The organism is Ramlibacter tataouinensis TTB310 (assembly GCF_000215705.1).
Classification (GTDB): domain Bacteria; phylum Pseudomonadota; class Gammaproteobacteria; order Burkholderiales; family Burkholderiaceae_C; genus Ramlibacter; species Ramlibacter tataouinensis.
The window spans coordinates 1-23,164 of record NC_015677.1 but is presented as its reverse complement, the minus strand read 5'-3'; the positions used below and the strand labels follow the sequence as shown (position 1 = coordinate 23,164).

Genomic DNA, 23,164 nt, shown 5'->3' with positions numbered 1-23,164 from the left:
CGCACCCGGGTGTGGACAACCGGAATTTAGCCAATGCCGGCAAGGACTTGCGTGCTCCTGAAAGCTGTGCGCGGCCCAGCGTCCGAGGTGTCCCGCCAAAATGAACAACTCCGGCCGCGCCGCCCCCGCTGTGGATAAGCCCTCGGTTGTGCCGGAACTATCCACAGCTTTGTGCGTTGGCGGCGGCGCCGGGCCCGGCTAGGATGCGCCGCATGGAACCCCTCACCCTCCGGGACCTGCAGGCCCGCGCCGTGGTCGCGCCCCTCGTCCGGCCCGTCCGCACGGCGTCGGGCGCGGTCGAGGCCGCGCCGCTGCTGCTGCTGGACGTGCTCACCGACGAGGGCATCACCGGCAGCGCCTACCTGTTCGCCTACACGCCCGTGGTGCTCCAGCCGCTGTCCGTGCTGGCCGGCCAGCTGGCACCGCTTCTGCGCGGCCAGCCGGTGGTGCCGTTCACGCTGCAGCAGCAGCTGGAGCGGCAGTTCCGCCTGCTGGGGCGGCAGGGCCTGCTGGGCATGCTGCTGTCCACCCTGGACATGGCGTGCTGGGACGCCCTGGGCAAGGCCGCCGGGCAACCCGTGGTGCGGCTGCTCGGCGGCCAGCCGCAGCCCGTGCGCGCCTACGACAGCTGGGGCCTGGTCGATCCGGCACGCGACGCCGCGGCGCTGGAGCGCTCGGTGGCGCAGGGCTTTCGCGGCATCAAGATCAAGCTGGGCGGCGGCGACCTGGCCCACGACCTGGCGACCGTCCGCGAGGTGCGGCGCATCGTCGGCGACGGCATCGCGCTGATGGTCGACTACAACCAGAGCCTGGCGCCCGGCGAGGCGATCCGGCGCATCCGCGCGCTGGAGCCGTTCGACCTGGAGTGGGTGGAGGAGCCCGTGGCCGCCGAGGACCTGCAAGGCCATGCGCAGGTGCGGGCGCAGTCGCGCATCCCCATCCAGACCGGCGAGAACTGGTGGTTCGCCCGCGATGCCGAGCGGGCCGTCAGCGCCCGCGCCTGCGACCGCATGATGCCGGACCTGATGAAGATCGGCGGCATCACGGGCTGGCTGGGCGTGATGGGCGCCGCCCAGGCCGCATCCATGCCGGTGTCCAGCCATCTGTTCATCGAGGCCAGCGCCCACGTGCTGCCCGTCACGCCGACCTGCGACTGGCTGGAGTTCATGGACTTCGGCTCGGCGGTCCTGGCGTCGCCCTGCACGCTGAAGGACGGATGCGTGAGCGCGCAGGGCCCCGGGCTGGGAATGGTCTGGGACGAGGACGCGGTCGCCCGCTACCGGGTCGATTGAAGAGGCAGCAACGCATGAAATTCGAAAGCGGGACTTTCCTTTTTCATGGTGTCCGGTAGACCCCCGCACCATGCCCCACACCCGCGTCCTCGTCCTCTTCTCCGGCGGCCAGGACTCCGCCACCTGCCTGGCCTGGGCGCTGGACCGGTACGAGCACGTGGAGACCGTCGGCTTCGACTACGGCCAGCGCCACCGCGTGGAGCTGGAGGTGCGCCTGCGCTTTCTGGACCAGCTGAAGGCGCGGTTCCCGCATTGGGCCGTCCGGCTCGGTACCGACCATGTGCTCCAGCTTCCCACCCTGGGCCAGCTGAGCGACACCGCGCTCACCGCCGACAAGGCCATCGAGTTCGAAGCGAGCGGCCTGCCCAACACCTTCGTGCCCGGCCGCAACCTCCTTTTCTTCACCTACGCCGCCGCCCTGGCGTACCGGCGCGGGCTGTCGGTGCTGGTGGGCGGCATGTGCGAGACCGACTACTCCGGTTATCCCGACTGCCGCGACGACACGCTCAAGGCGCTGCAGGTCGCCCTGGGCCTGGGGCTGGACACGCGCCTGGTTATCGAGACGCCGCTGATGTGGATTGACAAGGCCGCCACGTGGCGGCTGGCCCACGAGCTGGGCGGCGGCGCGCTGGTGCACTTGGTGCGCGACTGCACGCACACCTGCTACCTGGGCGACCACGCCACCCGTCACGACTGGGGCTATGGCTGCGGCAGCTGCCCGGCCTGCGAGCTGCGGGCGCGTGGCTGGGCGCAGTTCACCACGGCCGGGCCGTGACGCAGCCGGCTCCTCTCTCTCCCCCTCCGGGGGAGGGCCGGGGTGGGGGCGCCGCACGCCGCCTTGTCCCTCACCCCGCCTGCCGGTACCGCTCCACCACCGCGGGCAGGGACTTGCGCGGCGCGCCCTGCACCTGGACCAGCAGCTCGTGCCGGCACTCGGCCATGCCGTACTGGCGCCGCAGGTCGTGGCGGATCTGCGCCAGCAGCGCGGCCGCCACCTCGGCGTCGGCCAGGGCCCGGTGCGCGCGGCCCGACGAGGGCAGCGCATGAAAAGCGGCCAACGAGCCCAGCTTGTGGCTGGGCGCCTGTGGGTACAGCCGGCGCGACAGCAGCAGGGTGCAGGCAAAGGGTTGCCGCGCCTGGCACCCGGCGCGCGCCAGCTCGGATTGCCAGAAGCGCCGGTCGAACGAGGCGTTGTGCGCCACCAGGGGCGTGTCGCCCACGAAGCGCGCCGCCTCGGCCATCACCGCCTCGGCCCGCGGCGCGCCGGCGACCATGGCGTTGCTGATGCCGGTGTACGCCTCGATGAAGGGCGGGATGCGCACGCCCGCGTTCATCAGCGACTGGAACCGGTCCACCACCCGGTCGCCCTCCATCAGCACGATGGCCACCTCGGTGGCGCGGTCGCCCTGCGTGGGCGACAGGCCGGTGGTTTCGAAGTCGATGACGGCGGTGCGGGGCATGGGGGGAGCATACGTTCAGCTCAATGCGCAGAGCCACAGCGGTAACGAAGTCCCTGGCCGGCGCGGCGTCCTACGGCAAAGCTGCCCACCGCCCGACCGCGCGTTGCCCGGGGTCTCCTAGATTGAAGATCTGTCCGCTTTCGCGGGCGCATCACGAACTGGACACCAGCATGCAATCCACCAAGGACTCCAAAGGCGGTAAGACGCATCCCAGCAAAAAGTCCGGCTCGAACCACGGCGGCAAGTCGTCCGCCGCAGGAGGCGAGAAGAAGAACAATCCGGGCTCTCCGACCGGATCGCACAAGCGCGGCGAGAAGAAGACGACCCCCTGAGCAGGTGTCCTTGCGGCGCCAGCGTGACTGTCAGGCGAGGGAAACCGCGCTCACGCGCCGCTCGCCGATGCCGTGGGCACCGTGGGTGCGAGATAGCGCGCCACGATGTCGACCGAGGAGCGCCTGCCCAGTTGCGCACCGTGTTCGCGCTGCCGAGCGCTGCGCTTGCCTGAGCGCATGGACCTCGACGTGTTAGAGCCTGTGAACCATGCAAGTCGAAGCAACGCGTCTCAGCCGTCCCCGTGCAGCGCATCGACCCAGACCCGCACGCGGCGGGCCTTACCCACTGTCGTGCAGGCCCCAGTAGCACCTTGTACCCCGGTGTTAACACCCTCCTGTCCCACGGAAGCGAAGGACTAGTGTCCAGACCTTTCCCCACAACATCGACAGGAGACAAACCCATGGAACGCTCCATCTCCGGTGGACGGCCTGCCCGCGTTGCGCCGGGCCAGTTGTCCGCCATATTCGCCGCGGTGTTGCTCGCGTCCTGCGGCGGCGGTGACGGTGACGACCGCGGCAACGAGAATGCCGAGCGCCGCGCCATCACAGCGGCGGTGCTCTCCTCGACCAGCGCCGATCGCGTCACGGGCGGCGACGTCTTGCTGAAGGTGCAAGGCGATGTACCGGCCGGCAGCAGTGTGCGCGTGAACGTCAATGGCAGTCGGGTGGCAGCGAGCTTTGCGCCGGACCCGACGGACGGCAAGCCGGTCGGCTTGGTGAGCGGCTTGGCCAATGGTGCGAACGAGATCGTGCTGGAGCTGGTGGAGGACGGCCGAACCGAGGCCTCCGGCCGCACGACCCTGCGAGTGGTCAACCATCCCCGCACAGGCCCGCTGTTCAGCGGCCCGCAAGAGACGCCGTTCGTGTGCGAGACCCAGACCTTCCGGCTGTACCCGGACGGGCCGTTCCTCGGCCCGGCCAAGGACGCCAGCTGCTCGGCCGACACGCGGGTGGACTATGTCTACCGCACGGCCGCAGGCACCATCGCGCCGCTGCCGGCGCCAAACGCCGTGCCGGCCGATGCCGCCACCACCACGACCACCGATGGGCGGACCGTCCCCTTCGTGGTGCGGCTGGAAACGGGTACCGTGAACCGTGCCATCTACCAGACGGCGGTGCTGCACAACCCGGCCGACGGCACGACGCCCTCGCCCGCCGCCCGCTCGGCGGGCTGGAACGGCAAGCTGGTCTACACCTTCGGTGGCGGCTGCACCGGAGGCTGGTACCGCCAGGGCAGCACCACGGGCGGCGTGCTGGACGCGAACATCCTCCAGCAAGGCTACGCCATCGCATCGTCCTCGCTCAACGTGTTCGGCAACAACTGCCAGGACCTCACGGCGGCGGAGTCGATGGCGATGGTGAAGGAACGCTTCATCGAGGCCTACGGCCGGCCGCGCTACACCATCGGCTGGGGTTGTTCGGGCGGCTCCTACCAGCAGCACCAGATCGCCGACAACTACCCGGGCCTGCTCGACGGCATCCTGCCGGGCTGCAGCTTCCCGGAGGTGGGCTTTGCCACGGTGTACGCCATCACGGACATGCGGCTGCTCGGCAACTACTTCCTGCAGACCGCCCCCGGCACCTTCAGCAACGAGCAGCAGCGGCAGGTGGCCGGCATCCAGAACCTGGAGACCCTGTACACCGACACCGTCTTCAACGGCGCCATGCGCGTCGCGCCCGGGCCCTTCGTGCCGCTGGACCGGGCCACCCGCACGCTCGGCGGCACCCGCACCTACTGTCCCACGGTCCTGCCGGAAGCGCAGCGCTACGACCCGGCGACCCATCGCACCGGGGCCCGCTGCGACATCTACGAACACATGGAGAACGCGCTCGGAACCGATCCCGCGACGGGCTTCGCGCGGCGGCCGCTGGACAACGAGGGCGTCCAGTACGGGCTCGCGGCACTCAATGCCGGCACGATCACGGTCGACCAGTTCCTTCAGCTCAACGAGCGCATCGGCGGCTACGACCGCGATGCGGGCTTCCAGGTCCAGCGCACCGTGGCCGACCCGCTCGCGACCCGCCAGGCCTACCAGACGGGCCGGCTGACCAGCGGCGGCGGCGGGCTGAAGGACGTGCCCATCATCGACTACCGCGCGTACAGCGACGACAACCCGGTCGGGGACATCCACCTGCGCTACCACTCCTTCTCCATGCGCGAGCGGCTGATCAAGGCCAACGGCGATGCCGACAACCAGGTGATGCTGGTCGAGGACTTCCGCTACGGCTACTACTCCAGCACGAGCCCGCTGCTGATGCGAGCCCTGGCCGAGATGGACAAGTGGCTCGCGGCGATCCAGGCCGACCAGGCCGGCGGCAGCCAGCACGAGAAGGTGGTGCGCAACAAGCCGCAGACGCTGCAGGAAGGCTGCAACACGCGCGATGCGACTCCCCAGTTCATCGCGGAGAAGCAGCAGCCCGGCAGCGGCCAGTGCGCGGCCCTCTATCCGGCACCGCCCGCACCCCGCGCCACCGCCGGCGCGCCGCTCGCCGCCGATGTCATCAAGTGCACGCTCAAGCCCGTGGCCATCACCGATTACGGGGTGCCATTCACCGCGCAGCAGATGCAGCGCCTGGCTACGGTGTTCCCGACGGGGGTATGCAACTGGTCGGTTCCGGGCGTGGAGCAGCAGGGGCTGCGAGGGACCTGGCTGACGTTCTGACTGAAGGGCGGGATGCGCACGCCCGCGTTCATCAGCGACTGGAACCGGTCCACCACCCGGTCGCCCTGCGTGGGCGACAGGCCGGTAGTCTCGAAGTCGATGACGGCGGTGCGGGGCATGGGGGGAGCTTACCGAGTAAGACCACCCACGGCTGAAGCGCGACTACTACGACGCCGTACTCAGGAGCGCCGCCCACGTCATGAGCACCGGCCCGCCGAGTGGACCGCCCTGTGAGCTGACGGCAACTTCTACCAGCTTGCAACTCAGCTTCTCTGTCCACTCTGGTCGGTTTACCCAAAGCAGTTGAACGCACCAGTACAAGGGCCCCTGTGGCTGGGGGTATCCAGTCGCCTTGAGCTCCAAAGCAGAAAGCTGCTCCGGCCCCGCCACGAGTCGCGCTAAGCGGACTTTGTTAATGCTAGGACAGTACAAGAGAATCAGCTGTGCGTTAAAAAGAACCGAATCTGCTCCTACTCCGCCTTCGCGGCCACTAACCCGCACGTTGTAAGAGGCGGTCTTTTTAATCCATTCCCAGTGCTCCTTACTCTTCACAAACCCTAGTAGTACCGTCGCCGATCCAGGTGGGAGACCAGCGTAGACGTCGCGGGTGGAGTCGGTCGGCGCGTATACGGCATCTTCCCAATAACGACTCCGCTGGTGTTGCGTAAGCCTGGTAGCCGAATGGTCTACCACGCGCTCTATGAATCCTTGAAGCTCTACACTGCCTAGGACATCGCCGCCCTCCGCCGGGCGAAGTACAAAAGCGCCCAGCCCAGGCAAAAGCTCTTGGTACTCACTAAGAGGTTTTCGCCCTAACTCGGCGTCGCCTCCCGGGTATAGGACATACGCACCAGATGTTCGTCGGATAGCGTCGCGGTAAGCGTGCATCTTCAACAGGTCGCCGCTTGTCGCCTCGCCGCGCGTCAGCGCTTCTTCATCAGATACCTCGCCCTCTTCCAGTCCCTCGGAGGAGAGGAGAAGATTGCGAATGAATTGGACTCTGTACTTTGCATCGAAATGGACCAGTACGATCTCGAACGGCTTGTCCCGGCTCTCTGGCTGAATCAGCAGCGAGTAGTCGGGCCTCATTGACCTCGACCAAGATCCCTGCGGCACGCCGTAAGTTTTGTTGAACCAGAGTTCGATGGACATACGCCTGCCATTGCGTACTGCAATGCCGCAGAAGACCTGTTCGACGCCCTTCCTGATCTGAACTGAGAGTCCGAACTGATCAAGCGTCAGCAAGTCCGCCATGGCAAAGTCGACGCCTGCTACTCGAGCTACGCACTTCGCAAGCTGAAGGAACGCCCAATACTCGTACGTCGCCGCCACGTTTCGTGTTCCAGCCGCAAAGCTACTGTCGCTCCAAGTTAGGAGTGCGCCGAGCTCAAACTCCAGAAACGCGCGAAAGACCTCCCGGTAGCCTTGTCGCTTCTGCAAGACCTGGTCTTCACTTGGGAAGCGATCGAGATCACCAAGAGCTAGGAAAAGGTCATCCGAGATGAACTGCTCGATCGTGGACGCTAGCTCCCTGACCTCCGCAAGGCCTCGGGCAATTGGCGCTGTCCGTGTTTGCTTCTCCAGCGCTACTTGCAGGTCACCAAGCAGAAACAGCCAGTGCCGGAACGCATGCCTCACAAACCGATTTGGCGTCGTGTCGTGCGTGGCCTCCGTCTTGTCTTCAAAGATTGATCTTGCGCCATCAAAATGACCCAGCAGTCCCAGATTTCTCGCATCAATACCGCGCCGCGCAAGCTGCTTAGAAATGTTGGACGATGGCCGCACCCCACGTGAAATTTCTACAGGCGTAGGCGTTGTCACCCAACCAGTGTGCGGGCGCCGCAAGACCTCCTGCATCGCACCTTGAAAGTCTTCGCTTCCGATCAATGCTCGCAAGAACTCGAATCGCTGATACAGCGTCGACGCATTGCGCTCAACATCAACGGAGAACTGAAGGTCGCTAGCTGCGAAGCGCTCCATCAAGAGTTCAGCCATCTGCTCGGCAATGTCGCGCAACATCCACTTGTACTCGTCCTCGTACGTGAGCTTCCGGGGGCGAACCTCCAACTCGCAAGTGCCAGCCTCAACTAATCCTGAGAAGACAGTCACGGGAACGAACCCCACCGATAGGCCTGTTCGGAGCCGTCCGGACCTCCCGGAATGGCGATCGGGTCGGAACAGCTCGCGCGGTTCGGTGACGACGTCGCCCGCCGGGCCCTCCCATGAATAGAGGTACTCCTCTCCTTCAAAAAGCTGGACGAGTTCATACGAAGACCCGTCCAATAACTTCACACGGGGAGCTGACTTCCCTGGCAATGCGGATATGCGCAGCACATAGGTGGATTGCACACCGCGCAAGGCGGTTTGCACTAGCAACTCTTCACCCACCGGCAGTTACTCCGAGAAGCTCACGAACTGGTTCGCTCTGAGCGCGACCAGCATGCGATCCAGCTTCGCAAACGAACGAGGCAAGGAGATCAGCACCTGCGGTGCCACGCTGCTTGAGGCGGGCTGCACCAGTCCAGGTAAATCCTGACAGAAGTCGCGCAGTGCGACCAGGGGTGCCTCAATGCGCCGACGCGAGCCATGCATACGAGGCAGAATCTTCTGTAGAACGATAAGGTCTAGAACGCCGGCCAATCCGCTGACACCTGATTGCTCGACCATTGCAGCGAAGCGCACGGCTTCGTAGAAGACACGATGGCCGAACTCGAGATTGAAGCCGCTCAGCAGCGCATGAAGTGCGTGAAGAGCTTTCACCAACTCGGCCTGCTCGCTCGAGGGGCGATTTACATGCCAGTCGTCATCGGATGCGATAGCACACAGCCCGCGAATCAGCTCCTTGTCCCCGGCTTCGCACGCTGTTGGCTTCTTTGGGCTCAAGGTCAGATCGCTGGTGCGAACACGAAACTCAAGAGTATTCGCCCGGTCCAAAACTTTGGGGGAAAACATGTACGTGGTTTCATCGACGTTTACCGTCCCCACAATCCAGAGATTTTTCGGGAAAGGCACTCGCGCACCCCGTGTTACTGGTCTCCAGCTCCCATCTTGCTTGTCGAAGCGGAGGTCAGGTATGCAAGGCTGCCCTGATTCCATCCCGGAGAGCACGTCCGCGAAGTACCTTTCAACGTGCGCAAGGTTCATCTCGTCCAAGACAAGCAGATAGGGGTGTTGCGGGTCTCGATGCGCGCGCAGCATGAAACTCAGCGTGCCGGGGACTTGCCAAGCAGGCAGACCCTCTTTGCTCGGCTTGAGACCGTCTTCAAAGCCGAACAAGGCCTCCGCGCCGGTCCAATCTGGCCGCACCGGAACAACCAGTAGTCGCTCTGTCGCCCCCAACCACTCCCCAAGTCGCACCGCAATCTGAGACTTGCCCGAGCCAGACAATCCAGTAAGGATGACGAGGGGTTTTGTCATTAGACTGGCCAGGAAGGTGCTGGCAGTGAGTGCATGGCTCTCGCCGAAGTTCACCCCACAGCTCAAGAGAGCGTCTGCGAATGCATCGGTGGCTTCGCGAAGAGCTAGGCGCCGCGACAGTTTGTCATCCGCAACCTCGATCGGATCGTCTTCTTGCGGGCTCGTCGCAAGAGTTGCTGAGTAGATGTCTAGTAACTGGTCCAACTCCCGATGCAGTCTCGAGAAATCGAGGGCATCTACCTTCGACCCCCAGGCCACATAAGAGCTTCCATAGCGAGCAGGGTCACGACCAACATTTTCTTGGAACCATTCGCGGACGCTTTTTTTGCTAGAGAGCTCTTGCCAGCTGCGCTCAGGTTCGGCGGTCTCACTTACCCCGTAGCAAAGTAGTACGACCCTTTGTTTGCGGAAGAGTAATAACACTGGATATATGCCATTGGACACGCGCTCCTCATTGCCCAGCCAGGCCATCCAAGGAATTCGTGCAACGTTGCCTTGGCCGAAGCTGACTTTGACCCGAAATTCGCGGTACTCGCTGGCATAAGCTTGGGTCTTAAGGTCCGTGGCCTCTAGCGCCTGTTTTACAAAGGATCTTAGTTGGCCCTCAACATCTGCCCCGGTGGGTTTCGGTACTATCTCGAACCCTCTATCTCTAAGCACGCGAAAGCACGTTGAGTCCTCGCCTCCGCTAAACGCTCCTCGGTCTAGAGGTTCCCCCGTAGCGACTGCGACGGCAACCGACAAGACGTACTTCGGGGGGTACCGCCGGCCTTCGTGCAGCAGATCATAGAAAGTAGATCTGGCGTCCGCAGGGACTTCTTCAGCGTCTATGCGCCGCAGGGCTTCAAGGACGTGTTGCCGCGTCACGGCCGAAGTGATTTCCGCCACAGACTCAGACTTCCACCGATCCCGCAAAGGCGGCAGATAGAAGTCGAGGTCCGTTCGACCCTCCTGCCGCTCCACGGCTTGGCGAATTTCCCAAAGCTCTCGATCCAGCTCCAAGTTACTCAGTCGGGCCACCACGCGCTTGTCCCGAGCCGAAAAATGCGTAGCAACGGCGCGACGATCTGTCTGGCCAAAGAACCGCTCGAAGACATCTGGGAACAGCAAGAACAACACCATGTGCCGGAACTGCCGCGAGTCAGCATCAGGTAGTACGCTGACCCACGCGTCGAACCGCCAAGGGTCAGCTAACAAGCCCCGTTGTTCATCTGCCGAGAGCCTTTTGAACTGCGTGACGAGACCGATCACGAAAACTAGCTCGCGCCACTGGTTCTGATTGAATCCGGGGCCTGCGCTTCCGATGCCGGAAAGCACTTCTTCCTTCAACCACGGCGAGTCGGCCGGAAAGATGTCCCCAGACCACCCCCAGATCGTTTGGATGGTCTGACGCTTCTTCGCAGCACTGATCTTTCGCGGGCACAAGTACATGACCCACATCAACTCTGCAGCCAACTGTATGGCTGTTGGGCCTGCGGGTTCTACCTGGGCCTTCAACTTCTCATGAAACCCACCTTCACCCTCGTCAGGTCTTTGGACATAGAACTCGTCAAGGGCTGCAAGCGCCTCTAGTGTCCAAACTGAACGTTCCTTGACGAAAACAGACCCTTGTCCGAGAAGAGCGACATCCCTCCAAAGTGCGGCGGCATCAAGGATAGGGCCGACATTGACTTCCCCGCAGTACCTGGCCATGCTGATCTCCTCTGCATAAGAGGATACCGCGCCGAACGAACTGACAACGCTGGGTAGCAGGCGCGTCTTCGCGAACCACCCGGCCCGAGGAGGGCAGCGCATGGAAGGCCGCCAGTGAGCCGAGCTTGTGGCTGGGCGCCTGCGGGTACAGCCGGCGCGGCAGCAGCAGGGTGCAGGCGAAGGGCTGGCGCGCCTGGCAGCCGGCGCGCGCCAGCTCGGCCTGCCAGAAGCGCCGGTCGAACGAGGCGTTATGCGCCACCAGGGGCGTGTCGCCTACGAAGCGCGCCGCCTCGGCCCGCGCCGGCGATCATGGCATTGCTGATGCCGGTGTACGCCTCGATGAAGGGCGGGATGCGCACGCCCGCGTTCATCAGCGACTGGAACCGGTCCACCACCCGGTCGCCCTCCATCAGCACGATGGCCCCCTCGGTGGCGCGGTCCCCCTGGTGGGCGACAGGCCGATGGTCTCGAAGTCGATGACGGCGGTGCGGGGCATAGGAGAATAGCGGCCCTGGAGTCAAGCCGAGCTACACCTATATGAAAGAAGAAGCCGAGAAGAATCACGCCGCCACCGTATTGATAGCTAGGTGGATTCTTTCAAGCGGAGCGCTTGCTGCGCTATTCACTTCTTGCGGCCTTATGTACCGAATGGGTTATCTGCAAGCCTTCGGCATCGTTCCGGGCCTTCTGTACCCGGATTCCGCCATGGAGCTTAGCTACTGGGCGTTCATAGCGGCGCTCGAAGCCTGGCTTACATCGCTTCGGTTGTTGAAAGGTAGTTTTGCGTGGCTGGTTCTATATATCGCTGCATGCTTGTGCGTCGGCGTCCTTCTAGGGCTTATCTTCACTAAGGCGAAAGCATGGGCTGAGAACACGCGCGTTCAGGCCGTGATTAACAACAGATGGACAAACCTATCCGTCGTCGTCGCACGTGGAATCATTTTTTTCTCTGCTGTCCCATGGGTCGTGCTGTCGATGGCTGCTGTGCTGCTCTTCCTGCCCTTGCAGGCGCATGAACTTGGCGGAAAGGCAGCAGTAAGAGGAATGCAAGCTCACCAGGTACACCAGCCTAAAAGTTGTGTGCGCCTAATGCGCATGGAGTATGACTCAGCGCAATGTGTTCTCATAGTCGCCCAGAACAAGGACTGGACTGCTTATTGGACGGAGGAGGATATGTACGTTGTTCGTACTGCGGAACTCAATACGACTTGGCCCAAGAATGCTGGTCCGCCGCTGAGCCCTTGAGTGAGAAGAATTGCCGTTGGCCCACACGCGCCCTCGTCCTTTTCTCCGAAGGCAAGACTCAACCAGCTGCCTGGCCTGGGCGCTGGACCGATACGAGCACGTGGAGACGTTGGCTTCGACTACGCCAGTGCTACTGTGTAGAGCTGGAGGTGCGCCTGCGTGTAATGGACGGGCTCAAGGCACAGTTCATCCGCTGGTCGCCAAATCGCCCCCTGACCATGTGCTGGATCACAAGCCCTTGGCCAGGTGAGCAACACGGCACCTGCCATCGACAGGGCCACCGAATGCGAGCAGAAAAGTTTGTCGAACACCCTCGTCCTCTGCCGCAATCTAATCTCTTCACCTTCACCGCCGCCTTTTCCTACCGGCGCGTCAGGTGCCAGAGGTGGTATGTGCGAGACCGACTACTCCGGTTATCCCGACTGCCGCGACGACACGCCCAAATAGGCTGCAGGCCGCCCCAGGCCTGGGACTGGATACGCGCCAGTGGTCGAGACCTTCTGATGTGGTGCGACAAGGCTGGTAACTGGCGCGAGCTGGGCGGCGACGCGCTGGTCAGCTGGTGCGCGACCAAACGCACCTGCTACCTAGGCGACCGCGCCACTCAGCACGCCTGGGCTACGGCTGCGGTAGCTCCTGGCGTGCAGCTGCGCGCCGTGGTTACCAGACATGGACAACAATTTCACGTAGCTTGAACTCGCGGAGGATGACAGAGGAGAGCCTGCCAACGAGTTAGCGATCCGCCCTTTCAAGAAGAAGTCGATAAGCGGGGTTGGGGCGAGGCTGCAAAGCTCGCCTTTCAATCCCTTGCCACCACCGTATCGTAGAGCCCGAAGTGGGTTAAGCCTTCATGGCTCTCAATGCCGGTGTAGCGGAGCGAGGCGTCTTCATACCGGCGGAAAGCAAAGACGGCTTGGTTCATCTGTTCGGTATTGAACACCTTCAAGCGCACTAGCAGGTGGAAGTCCTTCACGGTCAGGCCGGTGACGGCCAGGAATAGATCGGGCTCCAACTTGGTGATCACATCTTTAAGCGTGTTCTCGCGGAAGTCGGTCAGGTACATGAACGCAGGAACGCGCGTCGCGAACTTGATTAGTTTTTCCTGGACCAGCTTACGCTTGGATTTGTACTCCTTCTCCTCCTCGGTGAGCTGCTTCTCCTGCTTCGGTGTGAGATCGCGCTCCTTGGCCTTGTTTTTGAGATCCTTGACCTTATCGCTCTTGTTAATGATCGTTTCAATGACGTTGTCGCCGAGCGAGCGCCAGCCCTCGATACGCTCCACGGCAGCCATGGCCTCCGGGTTATCCAGAATGCGGCGTAAGGTATCGTTGTCCACGTTCACCAGTAGCGCTGACTCCCACTTGCGAGCTAGCAACGTGGCCGAGGTGCCTGCCATCGCAATATCGAGAATCCCACCCGCGTCAACCTGCGTCATGTTAGCGCCGTCGTAGGCCAGCACGGGCAGGAACGACACCAGATCTTTCACAGCATTCTCCGGGTTTGGGTCGTTTGGCGAGAGCCCGATTCCGTACTCGGAGAGTTGTCGCAGTGCGCGGGTTGGCGCGAAGTCGAACACAAAACAGACCGGCTTGAGGATCTCCTCCTCATTCGGATTGTCGCCGTTAGGGTTCTTGATGGACCACGGAGACTGCACGCGAAATGCGGCCTGAAAGTAGGTCTCCGGCGACTTCAAGTTGCGCAGCATCAGGATGGACGACCACTGAGGCACGGTGACGCCCGTCGTGAGCTTGCCGCACGACAGCGTGACCGTCCTGGTGTCGAACCCGCTTTCGATGGCCTTCCGCACGGGCAGCAATGCATCCAGACCGATTCCCGCCGACGCCCCGGCGGCGACCACGACATCGTAGCCGTGCCAGAAGGTGTTGTGCCTCTCGGCCAGTAAGTTCGCCATCGCGTGGCAGGCCGCAACGTTGGGGAGGAACCAGAACGAGTGCTGCAAGTACGGCAGCAGGCGGACGTCAGAATATGGAAATGGCGGTCGCGTTCCAGTCTTAAGATGCGCGACCACTTGCGGCGTGTATGAGCCCCGGATAATGTCCAGCCACTTCTGCACGTCACTCTTGTGCTTGAACTTGGCACCCTTGCCCGTGCCAGAGGCCGCAAAGAATTCATTGAGGTCGAACTCGTCGAACTCCCCGGCGCTTGCAATTGCCACCAATTCGTCGGGCATCTGGTACGTGAGCAGGCGCATCTGCGGCAGCGCACCGTACGGGTTCCATTCGCCGGGCCACCTAGCGGCAAACTCTGCCTTCGCGCGCTGCTCGTCGGTGTACGTCCAGTTGAAGCTCTGCTCCTCGATGAACTCACCCGTGGCCAGCGCCTTGAACGGGGTGCCGGAGAGATAGAGATACGCCTTGGTGGTTATGGGGAGGAACTCAGCTTCTGGCTCGGAAAGTACATGCAGAGTCTCGTTCACTTCCTCCATAGCCGTTGCGTACTCGAGCTTAGCCTCCTTCTTGGAGATCGCATCTTCCTCACCTTCGAAGAGTTCCTTTGCAGTCTCCCGCCAGGCGCCGAAGTGGTACTCGTCGAACACGACAAGGTCCCACCTCACCTCATGAAGCCATTCGTTCTTGGGCTTGATATTTCCTGCCAAGTCACGGCCAAGAAGGTCCTGAAAGGAACCGAAATAGATTACCGGCTTTCTGCGGTCGATCTTGGTCGGGTCCTTGTCGGAGTTGCGGGAGAGGTATTGCCACCCATCAAAGTCCGCGTGAGATTCGAGGTCGGTCTGCCACGCATCCTCGACCGCAGGCTTAAAGGTCACCACGAGCACCCGCTTGGCGCCGAGCTTCTTGGCCAACTGGTACGTGGTAAAAGTTTTACCGAAGCGCATCTTCGCGTTCCAGAGGAATCTCGGGACTGCGTGCATGTCTTCCTTCCAAATCGAGTGGAAGTAGGCGTGCGTTTTTCTTACCGCCTCGGCTTGCTCTTGGCGCATCGGGAAAGTCGCGTGATGGGTGCCGGTCAGCTGCTGGTTGGTGCGGAGTTCGGTGACCACGGTTCGCACATCAGCGACTGTGCATCGCATCCACTCCAACTCCGCGTTCTTAAAACCCTTCTTGACGAGCGTCGCACGTACGTGATGATCGGTAAAGATTGTGCCGTCGCTGCGTTCCGCAAATTCGTCCAGCTCAATCTTATAGTTCTTGATTGCGGCGGTCTTAACCTGCTCGGCGACGCGCCGCTTTACGTTCCGCGTTGTTTGCCCGATCTTGAGGAGGCCCTTGTGTGCCTCGTCGTCAATCGAGTAGGCGTAGATGCGAGGCCTGGCTTCGGGTTTTAGTGCGAGGATCTCCTCGACCGTGGGTTTACTCATCGCCATCGCCTTCGAGGTTCATTGCTCTGACTTGCGACTCGATGTAGGCCTGCTCTTTACGCGTGATGCCATATTTTGCGTAAAGCTCCTCGTCCGTCCAGGTGCGATTCCAGGTCTGCAGCGGCACCCAAGCGTAAGTGGAGTGCGTCGCATGTTGAGTGATTTTCCTCAAGGAAACGAGGAAGCGAAAGAACCGCGTGGCGTAGTACGACTGGAGACTCTTGGCTGCATTGCGCGAGCCAACGTAAAAGAAAAGGAACGATTGGGTGCAGACTGACGGCGAAGGGGCAATTAATGGCTTACCCAAGATCTGATGTGGCACGGCGTCTCCCCCATTGAACGCCTCAGGGACCAAGACTTTCCACTTGTCAATCAGGTGTGCGCTCTTTGTCACTGCCTTGCGTCCGATGTATCCCACGCCACGCTTCATTTTTCGGATGAAATAAAGCGGCACATCTCCGGGACGCTCCGTTTCATGAAAGCCGTCGAAGTTTGAGGTCCATCCGAACTCCTTGTCGCGTGCGAGTATCGTGTTGATGGATGATTCACCACGATCCAGAACCTTGTGTAGGATTGAAACGGCACGCGCATCCCGAACAAACACGTCGTACTCACCCAGCTTTCGTAACACTGGCCCTACGACCTCCCCGCCGCGGATCGTTGTCACTCTGCAGTTGCCTCCGTAGGCCGCGTCCCAGAGAAAGTAGGACACCCCTGCTTTAATCTCCACACCCGGAAACACGTCGTTTGCTGCCGGATAGTCGACGAGTTCACGCATACGACGGTCGTTAAGCATGGTATGTCGGAACTCTCCCAGGCCTAGGCCGGAGGCCATCCACCTTGAAGGGATGACCATCGTGAGATATCGCGGTTGAAGCATCTTCGCTTGCTCAACAAATCGCTGGTAAATCGGCACGTCACGGGTTCCTCCGTCGGATCCAAGCTGATATGGAGGATTACCAACGATGACATCAAACTGCATATTGCCTCCGAAAATCTTGGCGATCCGAGCCTGAATGCCATTGGTGTGGATGAACGCATAGGCGTGCGTTTCTAGGTCCACGCCACGGTCATAGCTTCCCTGATTGGCTCCGCAGTAGCTGCACCTACCGCTCGCCCACGTGTGCTCTGTGCGCTCAAACCAGATGTTTCCGTCGTCGCTGTCGAAGCCCTTGGCTATCGAGTGCTTGCCTTGAGCATGCTTCGAACAGTAGACACTGCGGCGCGCGAGCAGGGTGGTTAGATAAGTGATGCCGATGCCGAACACCTGCTTGGTCAGGATGTGATTGACGCGGTCCTCCAAGTTCGGAATCTCGGCTGTTAAGCCCTTGGTGAGGCGGGTGGTGATCTCACGGAGAAACACACCAGACTTCGTGCACGGATCGAGAAAACGGACTGAGCTGTTCGCCCAAATGCTCGCGCCGTCGTGGTCGGCCGCCCACGCCTCGGCAAGTGTGTCGAGCATCCTGCTCGCGAATTCGGGTGGAGTGAATACCTCATCATTGGAGAGGTTCGCAATGCACGTCAACACATCTGGGTTGCGGCCACGAAGTGAAAAGCTCGCCTTGCCACTCATGAGGCTTCCTTCGACGCAGCGCTCAGCGCAGCGGCGAGCTCAGCCATCGTCAGCGGCGGGTAGGTCTTTGTGGGCGTGAAGATCTCGTGCTTGCCCAAGTGCGCGAAGAGCGTGCCTTCCTCACCGAAGGCCGATGAATGGGTCAGGATATCGAAGCGGAAGTCACGACGCTGGAACTTGCCTTTGCCCACATAACCCCATTCCGCAAAGGAGATCGGCTGGCGATCGCTAGTGCGCATCGTCAAGGCATCCCCATGGACGAGGTTCTGCGACAGCACATAGGAGGCGGCTCGATAGAGGTCATCTGACTCATCGAGATGCAGGTAGTCAGCAACGATCTCCAATATGTTCGCCCTGCACTCGGCAATGTTGTCCTCCAGGAGCTCGATCCCATAGATACACATCAGCGCGAGCAGCGTGTAATGCCGCTTCTCGAATTCAGACTTCCCGAACTTAATTTCGACTGCGGCGAGCTTGCGCCGCAAGACCTGGATAAGGAAGTTTCCGCTACCGCATGCAGGCTCCAGGAAGCGCGAGTCGATGCGCTCACTCTCATCCTTAACTAGGTCGAGTATCGCCTCAACCATCCACGAAGGAGTGAATACCTCGCCGTGGTCGGCAACACGCTGTTTTGATTTCACTAGGTTCATGGAGCGAGTGCAATCGAGAGAATTGGATCTGCCTCCCTTTGCGGGAAGTTGCAGCCTAAGAGCTTGGCGTAGCATCTGCAATTGGAGGCGCACGGTTGCAGTTGCACTCACTTCTCCACTATGTGATTACTGAACCGGCAGATCCCCGCCAGGTTCAGCAACCAACGTTGTCCTTCGCTTCGTCGCGCATCGAAACTACGTGGCGCCCTGCTCTAGCCACCTATTCACACATCAATATTCGCCGCCCTCAACGCATTCGTCTCGATGAAATCCCTGCGCGGCTCCACCTCATCCCCCATCAGCATCGTGAACACGCGGTCGGCCTCGATCGCATCGTCGATCTGCACGCGCAGCAGGCGGCGCACGGTGGGGTCCATGGTGGTTTCCCACAGCTGCTCGGGGTTCATCTCGCCCAGGCCCTTGTAGCGCTGCCTGGCGGTGGCGCGCTCGGCCTCGGCTATCAGCCAGCGCATGGCGGTGCGGAAGTCGCCGACGCGCTCCTCCTTCTGGCGCTCGCCCTCGCCGCGGCGCACGGTGGCGCCCTCGTGCAGCAGGCCGCGGAAGGTGTCGGCCGCCTCGGCCAGGGCCTTGTAGTCGGCGCCGTGCACGAAGTCCTGCGTGATCACGCTGGACTTCACGTTGCCATGGTGCCGGCGGCTGATGCGCAAAATGGGCTTGTCGGCGCGGGCGTCGAACTCGCCGGCCACCTCGGCCGGGGCGGCGTTGCTGCTGGCGCGGTCCAGCTCCTGCAGCTTGGCCTGCAGCGCGATGGCCGAGGCCTCGGCGTCGGGCACGGTGTCCAGGTTCAGGCGCACGCCGTCGGCAATCGCGCGCAGCGCCTCGCGGTCCATGAAGCCCGACAAACGGTGGATCACGGCCTCGGCCACCTGGTGCTTGCGCGCTAGCTCGGCCAGCGTTTCGCCGTTGATCACATTTGCCGCCGGCACGGAGCCGTCAGGCGCCGTTCCTGTGACGACGCTGGCGCCGTTCAGGGCGATGCGCAGCAAAAAGGTGTCCAGCTCGCTCTGGCCCTGCAGGTACAGCTCCTCCTTGCCGGCTTTCACCTTGTACAGCGGCGGCTGCGCGATGTAGATGTGGCCGCGCTCCACCAGCTCGGGCATCTGGCGGTAGAAGAAGGTCAGCAGTAGCGTGCGGATGTGGGCGCCGTCCACGTCGGCATCCGTCATGATGATGATGCGGTGGTAGCGCAGCTTGGCGACGTTGAAGTCGTCGGTGTCGCCCTTGCCGTTGGAGTTGGCCGTGCCGGCCTTGCCGATGCCGGTGCCCAGGGCGGTGATCAGCGTCAGGATCTCGTTGCTGGTCAGCAGCTTCTCGTAGCGCGCCTTTTCCACGTTCAGGATCTTGCCGCGCAGCGGCAGGATGGCCTGGAACTTCCGGTCGCGGCCCTGCTTGGCGCTGCCGCCGGCGGAGTCGCCCTCGACGATGTAGATCTCGCACAGCGCCGGGTCTTTCTCCTGGCAGTCGGCCAGCTTGCCGGGCAGGCCCATGCCGTCCAGCACGCCCTTGCGGCGCGTCATCTCGCGCGCCTTGCGCGCGGCCTCGCGGGCGCGCGCCGCCTCGATGATCTTGCCGACGATGATCTTGGCGTCGTTGGGGCGCTCCTGCAGGTAGTCGTTCAGCGTGCGGGCCACCACGTCCTCGACCGGGCCGCGCACCTCGCTAGAGACCAGCTTGTCCTTGGTCTGGCTGGAGAACTTGGGCTCGGGCACCTTGACGCTCAGCACGCAGGTCAGGCCCTCGCGCATGTCGTCGCCGGTCACCTCGACCTTGGCCTTCTTGGCCAGCTCGGTCTCTTCGATGTACTTGTTGATCACCCGCGTCATGGCCGCGCGCAGGCCCGTCAGGTGCGTGCCGCCGTCCCGCTGGGGGATGTTGTTGGTGAAGCACAGCACCTGCTCGTTGTAGCCGCTGTTCCACTGCATGGCCACCTCGACACCGATGTTGGTGTTCTGGTCGCTCTGCTTGTCGCCCATCGCGTGGAACACGTTGGGGTGCAGGACGGTCTTGCCCTTGTTGATGAAGTCGACGAAGCCCTTGACCCCGCCGGCGCCCGAGAAGTCGTCGCTCTTGCCGCTGCGCTCGTCCAGCAGCTTGATGTTGACGCCGTTGTTCAGGAACGAGAGCTCGCGCAGCCGCTTGGACAGGATCTCGTAGTGGAAGTCGTTGTTTTCCTTGAAGATCTCGGTGTCCGGCAGGAAGTGCACCTCGGTGCCCCGCTTGTCGGTGTCGCCCAGGATCTGCATGGGCCGCACCTCGACGCCGCCGCGCAGCTCGGTGGCGGCGTTCTGCGGCACGCCCTTGCTGAACTCCATCACGTGCACCTTGCCCTCGCGCCGCACCGTCAGGCGCAGCATCTTGGACAAAGCGTTGACGCAGCTCACGCCCACGCCGTGCAGGCCGCCCGAAACCTTATAGCTGTTCTGGTTGAACTTGCCGCCGGCGTGCAGCTCGGTCAGGGCGATCTCGGCGGCCGAGCGCTTGGGCTCGTGCTTGTCGTCCATCTTAATGCCGGTGGGGATGCCGCGGCCGTTGTCCACCACGCTGATGGAGTTGTCGGTGTGGATGGTGACGACGATGTCGTCGCAGTGGCCGGCCAGGGCCTCGTCGATGGAGTTGTCCACCACCTCGAACACCAGGTGGTGCAGGCCGGTGCCGTCCGAGGTGTCGCCGATGTACATGCCCGGGCGCTTGCGCACCGCCTCCAGGCCTTCCAGGATCTGGATGGCGCCCTCGCCGTAGCCTTCGGAGGCGCCGGCCTGGTTCGGGTCGATCTTCGGCTGGAAGTTGGAGCTGCCCTCCGCCCCGTTGAGGCCGCCGTTCTGGGTGTTGTCTTCGGACATGAATGCTGTTTTCTTGTCTATCTCTTCGCTCAGATGCGCATGGGCATCACCACGTACTTGAAGCTGGTGTTCTCGGGGATGGTGAACAGGGCCGAGCTGTTGGCGTCCTGCAGCTCCAGCGTGACCATGTCCTGGTCCATATTGGCCAGGGCGTCGATCAGGTAGGTGACGTTGAAGCCGATCTCGATGATGGCGCCGCCGTAGTCGATGTCCAGCTCGTCGACGGCCTCTTCCTGCTCGGCGTTGTTGCTGGCCACGCGCAGGGTGCCGGGCTCGATGTTCAGGCGCACGCCCTTGAACTTCTCGCTGGTCAGGATGGCAGTGCGCTGCAGGCTGGCCAGCAGCGGCGCGCGGCCCAGGGTGACCGAGTTCTTGTGGTTCTTGGGGATGACGCGGTTGTAGTCGGGGAACTTGCCTTCCACCAGCTTGGTGACGAACTCCATGCCGCCGAAGGCGAACTTGGCCTGGTTGCTGGCGAACTGCATCTCGATCTGGCCTTCCACGTCGGACAGCAGACGCTGCAGTTCCAGCACCGTCTTGCGCGGCAGGATCACCTCCTGGCGCGGCACCTCCACGTCCAGCGTGGCGCTGGCGAAGGCCAGGCGGTGGCCGTCGGTGGCCACCAGCGAGAGCTGCTTGCCCTCGGCCACGAACAGGATGCCGTTGAGGTAGTAGCGGATGTCGTGCACCGCCATCGCGAAGCTGACCTGGGCCAGCAGCTCCTTGAGCGTCTTTTGCGGCACGCTGAACTTGGGGCCGAAGGAGGGCGCCTCCTGCACCAGCGGGAAGTCCTCGGCCGGCAGGGTCTGCAGGGTGAAGCGGCTCTTGCCGCCCTTGAGCACCAGCTTGGATTGCGAGGACTCCAGGCTCACCGTCTGGTCGGCCGGCATGGTGCGCAGGATGTCGATCAGCTTGCGGGCGCCCACCGTGGTGGTGAAGTTGCCGCTGTCCCCCTCCATCTCCGCCGTGGTGCGGATCTGGATCTCCAGGTCGCTGGTGGTCAGCTGCACCTGGCCGCCCGTCTTGCGGATCAGCACGTTGGCCAGGATCGGCAAGGTGTGCCGTCGCTCCACGATGCCGGCCACCGATTGCAGGACCGACAGCACTTTGTCTTGCGTTGCCTTCAGGACGATCATGGTTGTGCCCTCTTTGTCTTACTTGTAACTCTGCAATTATCCCTTGAGCGTCTGCTCCAGCACGTGCAATTGCTGGTTCAGCTCGGTCATGTTCTGGCGCTCCAGCGCGATCTTGCGCACCGCGTGCAGCACGGTGGTGTGGTCGCGCCCGCCGAACAGCTCGCCGATCTCCGGCAGGCTTTTCTGCGTCAGCTCCTTGGCCAGGTACATGGCGATCTGCCGCGGCCGGGCGATCGAGGCCGGCCGCTTCTTGCTGTACATGTCGGCCACCTTGATCTTGTAGTAGTCGGCCACGGTCTTCTGGATGTTCTCCACGCTGATCTGCCGGTTCTGGATCGACAGCAGGTCGCGCAGCGCCTCGCGCGCCAGCTGGATTGAGACTTCCTTCTGGTTGAAGCGGCTGTACGCCAGGATCTTGCGCAGCGCGCCTTCCAGCTCGCGCACGTTGGAGCGCACGTTCTTGGCCACGAAGAAGGCCACTTCCTCGGGCATCTCGGCGCTCTCGGCCCGGGCCTTGTTGATCAGGATGGCCACGCGCATCTCGAGCTCGGGCGGCTCGATGGCCACCGTCAGGCCCGAGTCGAAGCGCGAGACCAGCCGCTCGTGGATGTCGGCCAGCCCCTTGGGGTAGGTGTCCGAGGTCATCACGATGTGGCTCTTCTTGGCCAGCAGGGCCTCGAAGGCGTTGAAGAACTCCTCCTGGGTGCGGTCCTTGTTGGCGAAGAACTGCACGTCGTCGATGAGCAGCAGGTCCAGGCTGTGGTAGCGGTCCTTGAACTCGTCGAAGGTCTTGCGCTGGTAGGCCTTGACCACATCGGAGACGAACTGCTCCGCGTGGATGTAGAGAACTTTGGCCGAGGGCCGGTCGGCCAGCAGCTTGTTGCCCACGGCATGCACGAGGTGGGTTTTCCCCAGGCCCACGCCGCCGTAGATGAACAGCGGGTTGTACAGCTGGCCGGGCGTGCCGGACACGTGCATGGCCGCGGCCCGGGCCATGCGGTTGGCCGTGCCCTCGACCAGGGTATCGAAGGTCAGCGCGGTATTGAGCCGGTTCTTGAAGACGGCCGGGCCGGCGTCGTCGGCGATGTCGGCCGGCTCCGCCGGGCCGATCTCGGCGGCCACCGGGGCCACGAAAGAACGGGTGGGCGCTTCGCGCTGAGCGAGCGCTAACTCAAGCTGCACGGGTTGGCCATAGAGCTTCTCCAGCAGGGCCGCGATGCGGCCGGCGTACTGGGCCCGCACCCAGTCGAGCTTGAAGCGGTTGGCCACGTGAAGCGTGACCTTGGAGAAGTCCTCGGAGACCTGGGCCGACAGCGGCTTGATCCAGGTGTTGAACTGCTGCTCGGGCAGCTCCTGCGCCAGCTGGTCGATGCAGGCCTGCCAGAGGCTGTCGCCCGCGCCCAGGACCGCGCCCGTGGCCAGGCCCTTGTGTTGCCCCTCACTCATCAAACGCTGCTGCCTTTGTGGATATTGTCGATTGCCGCAAGCGGCGATTGTAAC

The 23,164-nt window shown here is 62.6% G+C and carries 14 protein-coding genes and 2 pseudogenes; 6 read left to right on the top strand and 10 right to left on the bottom strand.

Annotated elements, in window-relative coordinates; genetic code table 11:
- Window positions 1–212: 212 nt before the first annotated feature.
- Window positions 213–1,292 (top strand): enolase C-terminal domain-like protein, encoded by a 1,080-nt coding sequence (locus tag RTA_RS00055; RefSeq protein WP_013899306.1) that lies wholly within the window; start codon window positions 213–215, stop codon window positions 1,290–1,292.
- Between the two features lie 70 nt (window positions 1,293–1,362).
- A complete protein-coding gene (gene queC / locus RTA_RS00050; protein WP_041674904.1) occupies window positions 1,363–2,067 on the top strand; it encodes a 7-cyano-7-deazaguanine synthase QueC in 705 nt (234 codons plus the stop codon).
- A 70-nt stretch (window positions 2,068–2,137) separates the two neighbouring features.
- Here the strand turns inward: queC and RTA_RS00045 are convergent, their stop codons facing one another.
- Window positions 2,138–2,752: a 3'-5' exonuclease gene (locus RTA_RS00045; protein WP_013899304.1), complete on the bottom strand. Its 615-nt coding sequence runs from the start codon at window positions 2,750–2,752 to the stop codon at window positions 2,138–2,140.
- 170 nt (window positions 2,753–2,922) lie between these two features.
- Here RTA_RS00045 and RTA_RS20880 point away from each other — a divergent pair, with 170 nt between their 5' ends.
- Window positions 2,923–3,084: a hypothetical protein gene (locus RTA_RS20880; protein WP_158307812.1), complete on the top strand. Its 162-nt coding sequence runs from the start codon at window positions 2,923–2,925 to the stop codon at window positions 3,082–3,084.
- 401 nt (window positions 3,085–3,485) lie between these two features.
- Window positions 3,486–5,747 (top strand): DUF6351 family protein, encoded by a 2,262-nt coding sequence (locus RTA_RS00040; protein ID WP_013899302.1) that lies wholly within the window; start codon window positions 3,486–3,488, stop codon window positions 5,745–5,747.
- 165 nt (window positions 5,748–5,912) lie between these two features.
- On the opposite strand, the gene RTA_RS19985 is transcribed toward RTA_RS00040, so the two are convergent.
- From RTA_RS19985 to RTA_RS19980, 3 genes and pseudogenes are all read right to left on the bottom strand, one after another.
- Window positions 5,913–8,039: a DUF2357 domain-containing protein gene (locus RTA_RS19985; protein ID WP_158307811.1), complete on the bottom strand. Its 2,127-nt coding sequence runs from the start codon at window positions 8,037–8,039 to the stop codon at window positions 5,913–5,915.
- A 102-nt stretch (window positions 8,040–8,141) separates the two neighbouring features.
- Window positions 8,142–10,856: an McrB family protein gene (locus tag RTA_RS00035; protein WP_041674903.1), complete on the bottom strand. Its 2,715-nt coding sequence runs from the start codon at window positions 10,854–10,856 to the stop codon at window positions 8,142–8,144.
- A 55-nt stretch (window positions 10,857–10,911) separates the two neighbouring features.
- A pseudogene (locus RTA_RS19980) lies at window positions 10,912–11,352 on the bottom strand (3'-5' exonuclease); the annotation flags it as partial.
- A gap of 41 nt (window positions 11,353–11,393) precedes the next feature.
- Here RTA_RS19980 and RTA_RS20495 point away from each other — a divergent pair.
- Complete coding sequence (locus tag RTA_RS20495; RefSeq protein WP_143762870.1) at window positions 11,394–12,101, top strand: hypothetical protein; 708 nt, start codon at window positions 11,394–11,396, stop codon at window positions 12,099–12,101.
- Window positions 12,098–12,837: pseudogene (locus RTA_RS21485) on the top strand (7-cyano-7-deazaguanine synthase). Before RTA_RS20495 ends, RTA_RS21485 begins: the two are co-directional and overlap by 4 nt.
- A 63-nt stretch (window positions 12,838–12,900) precedes the next feature.
- Here RTA_RS21485 and RTA_RS00025 read toward each other — a convergent pair.
- From RTA_RS00025 to dnaA, 6 genes are all read right to left on the bottom strand, one after another.
- Window positions 12,901–15,441 (bottom strand): DEAD/DEAH box helicase family protein, encoded by a 2,541-nt coding sequence (locus RTA_RS00025; protein WP_013899298.1) that lies wholly within the window; start codon window positions 15,439–15,441, stop codon window positions 12,901–12,903.
- On the bottom strand, window positions 15,434–17,017 hold the full coding sequence (locus RTA_RS19975) for an Eco57I restriction-modification methylase domain-containing protein (RefSeq protein ID WP_013899297.1): 1,584 nt from the start codon (window positions 17,015–17,017) through the stop codon (window positions 15,434–15,436). Before RTA_RS19975 ends, RTA_RS00025 begins: the two co-directional genes overlap by 8 nt.
- Entirely contained in the window at window positions 17,014–17,667 is a 654-nt protein-coding gene (locus RTA_RS00020; RefSeq protein WP_013899296.1) for a DNA methyltransferase, read from the bottom strand. The genes RTA_RS19975 and RTA_RS00020 overlap by 4 nt, the downstream gene beginning before the upstream one ends.
- 224 nt (window positions 17,668–17,891) lie before the next feature.
- A complete protein-coding gene (gyrB, locus tag RTA_RS00015; RefSeq protein ID WP_013899295.1) occupies window positions 17,892–20,528 on the bottom strand; it encodes a DNA topoisomerase (ATP-hydrolyzing) subunit B in 2,637 nt (878 codons plus the stop codon).
- 29 nt (window positions 20,529–20,557) lie between these two features.
- Window positions 20,558–21,664 (bottom strand): DNA polymerase III subunit beta, encoded by a 1,107-nt coding sequence (dnaN, locus tag RTA_RS00010; RefSeq protein WP_013899294.1) that lies wholly within the window; start codon window positions 21,662–21,664, stop codon window positions 20,558–20,560.
- 36 nt (window positions 21,665–21,700) lie between these two features.
- Window positions 21,701–23,110, bottom strand: a complete 1,410-nt coding sequence (gene dnaA, locus RTA_RS00005; protein ID WP_049871178.1) for a chromosomal replication initiator protein DnaA — start codon at window positions 23,108–23,110, stop codon at window positions 21,701–21,703.
- Between the last annotated feature and the right edge of the window lie 54 nt (window positions 23,111–23,164).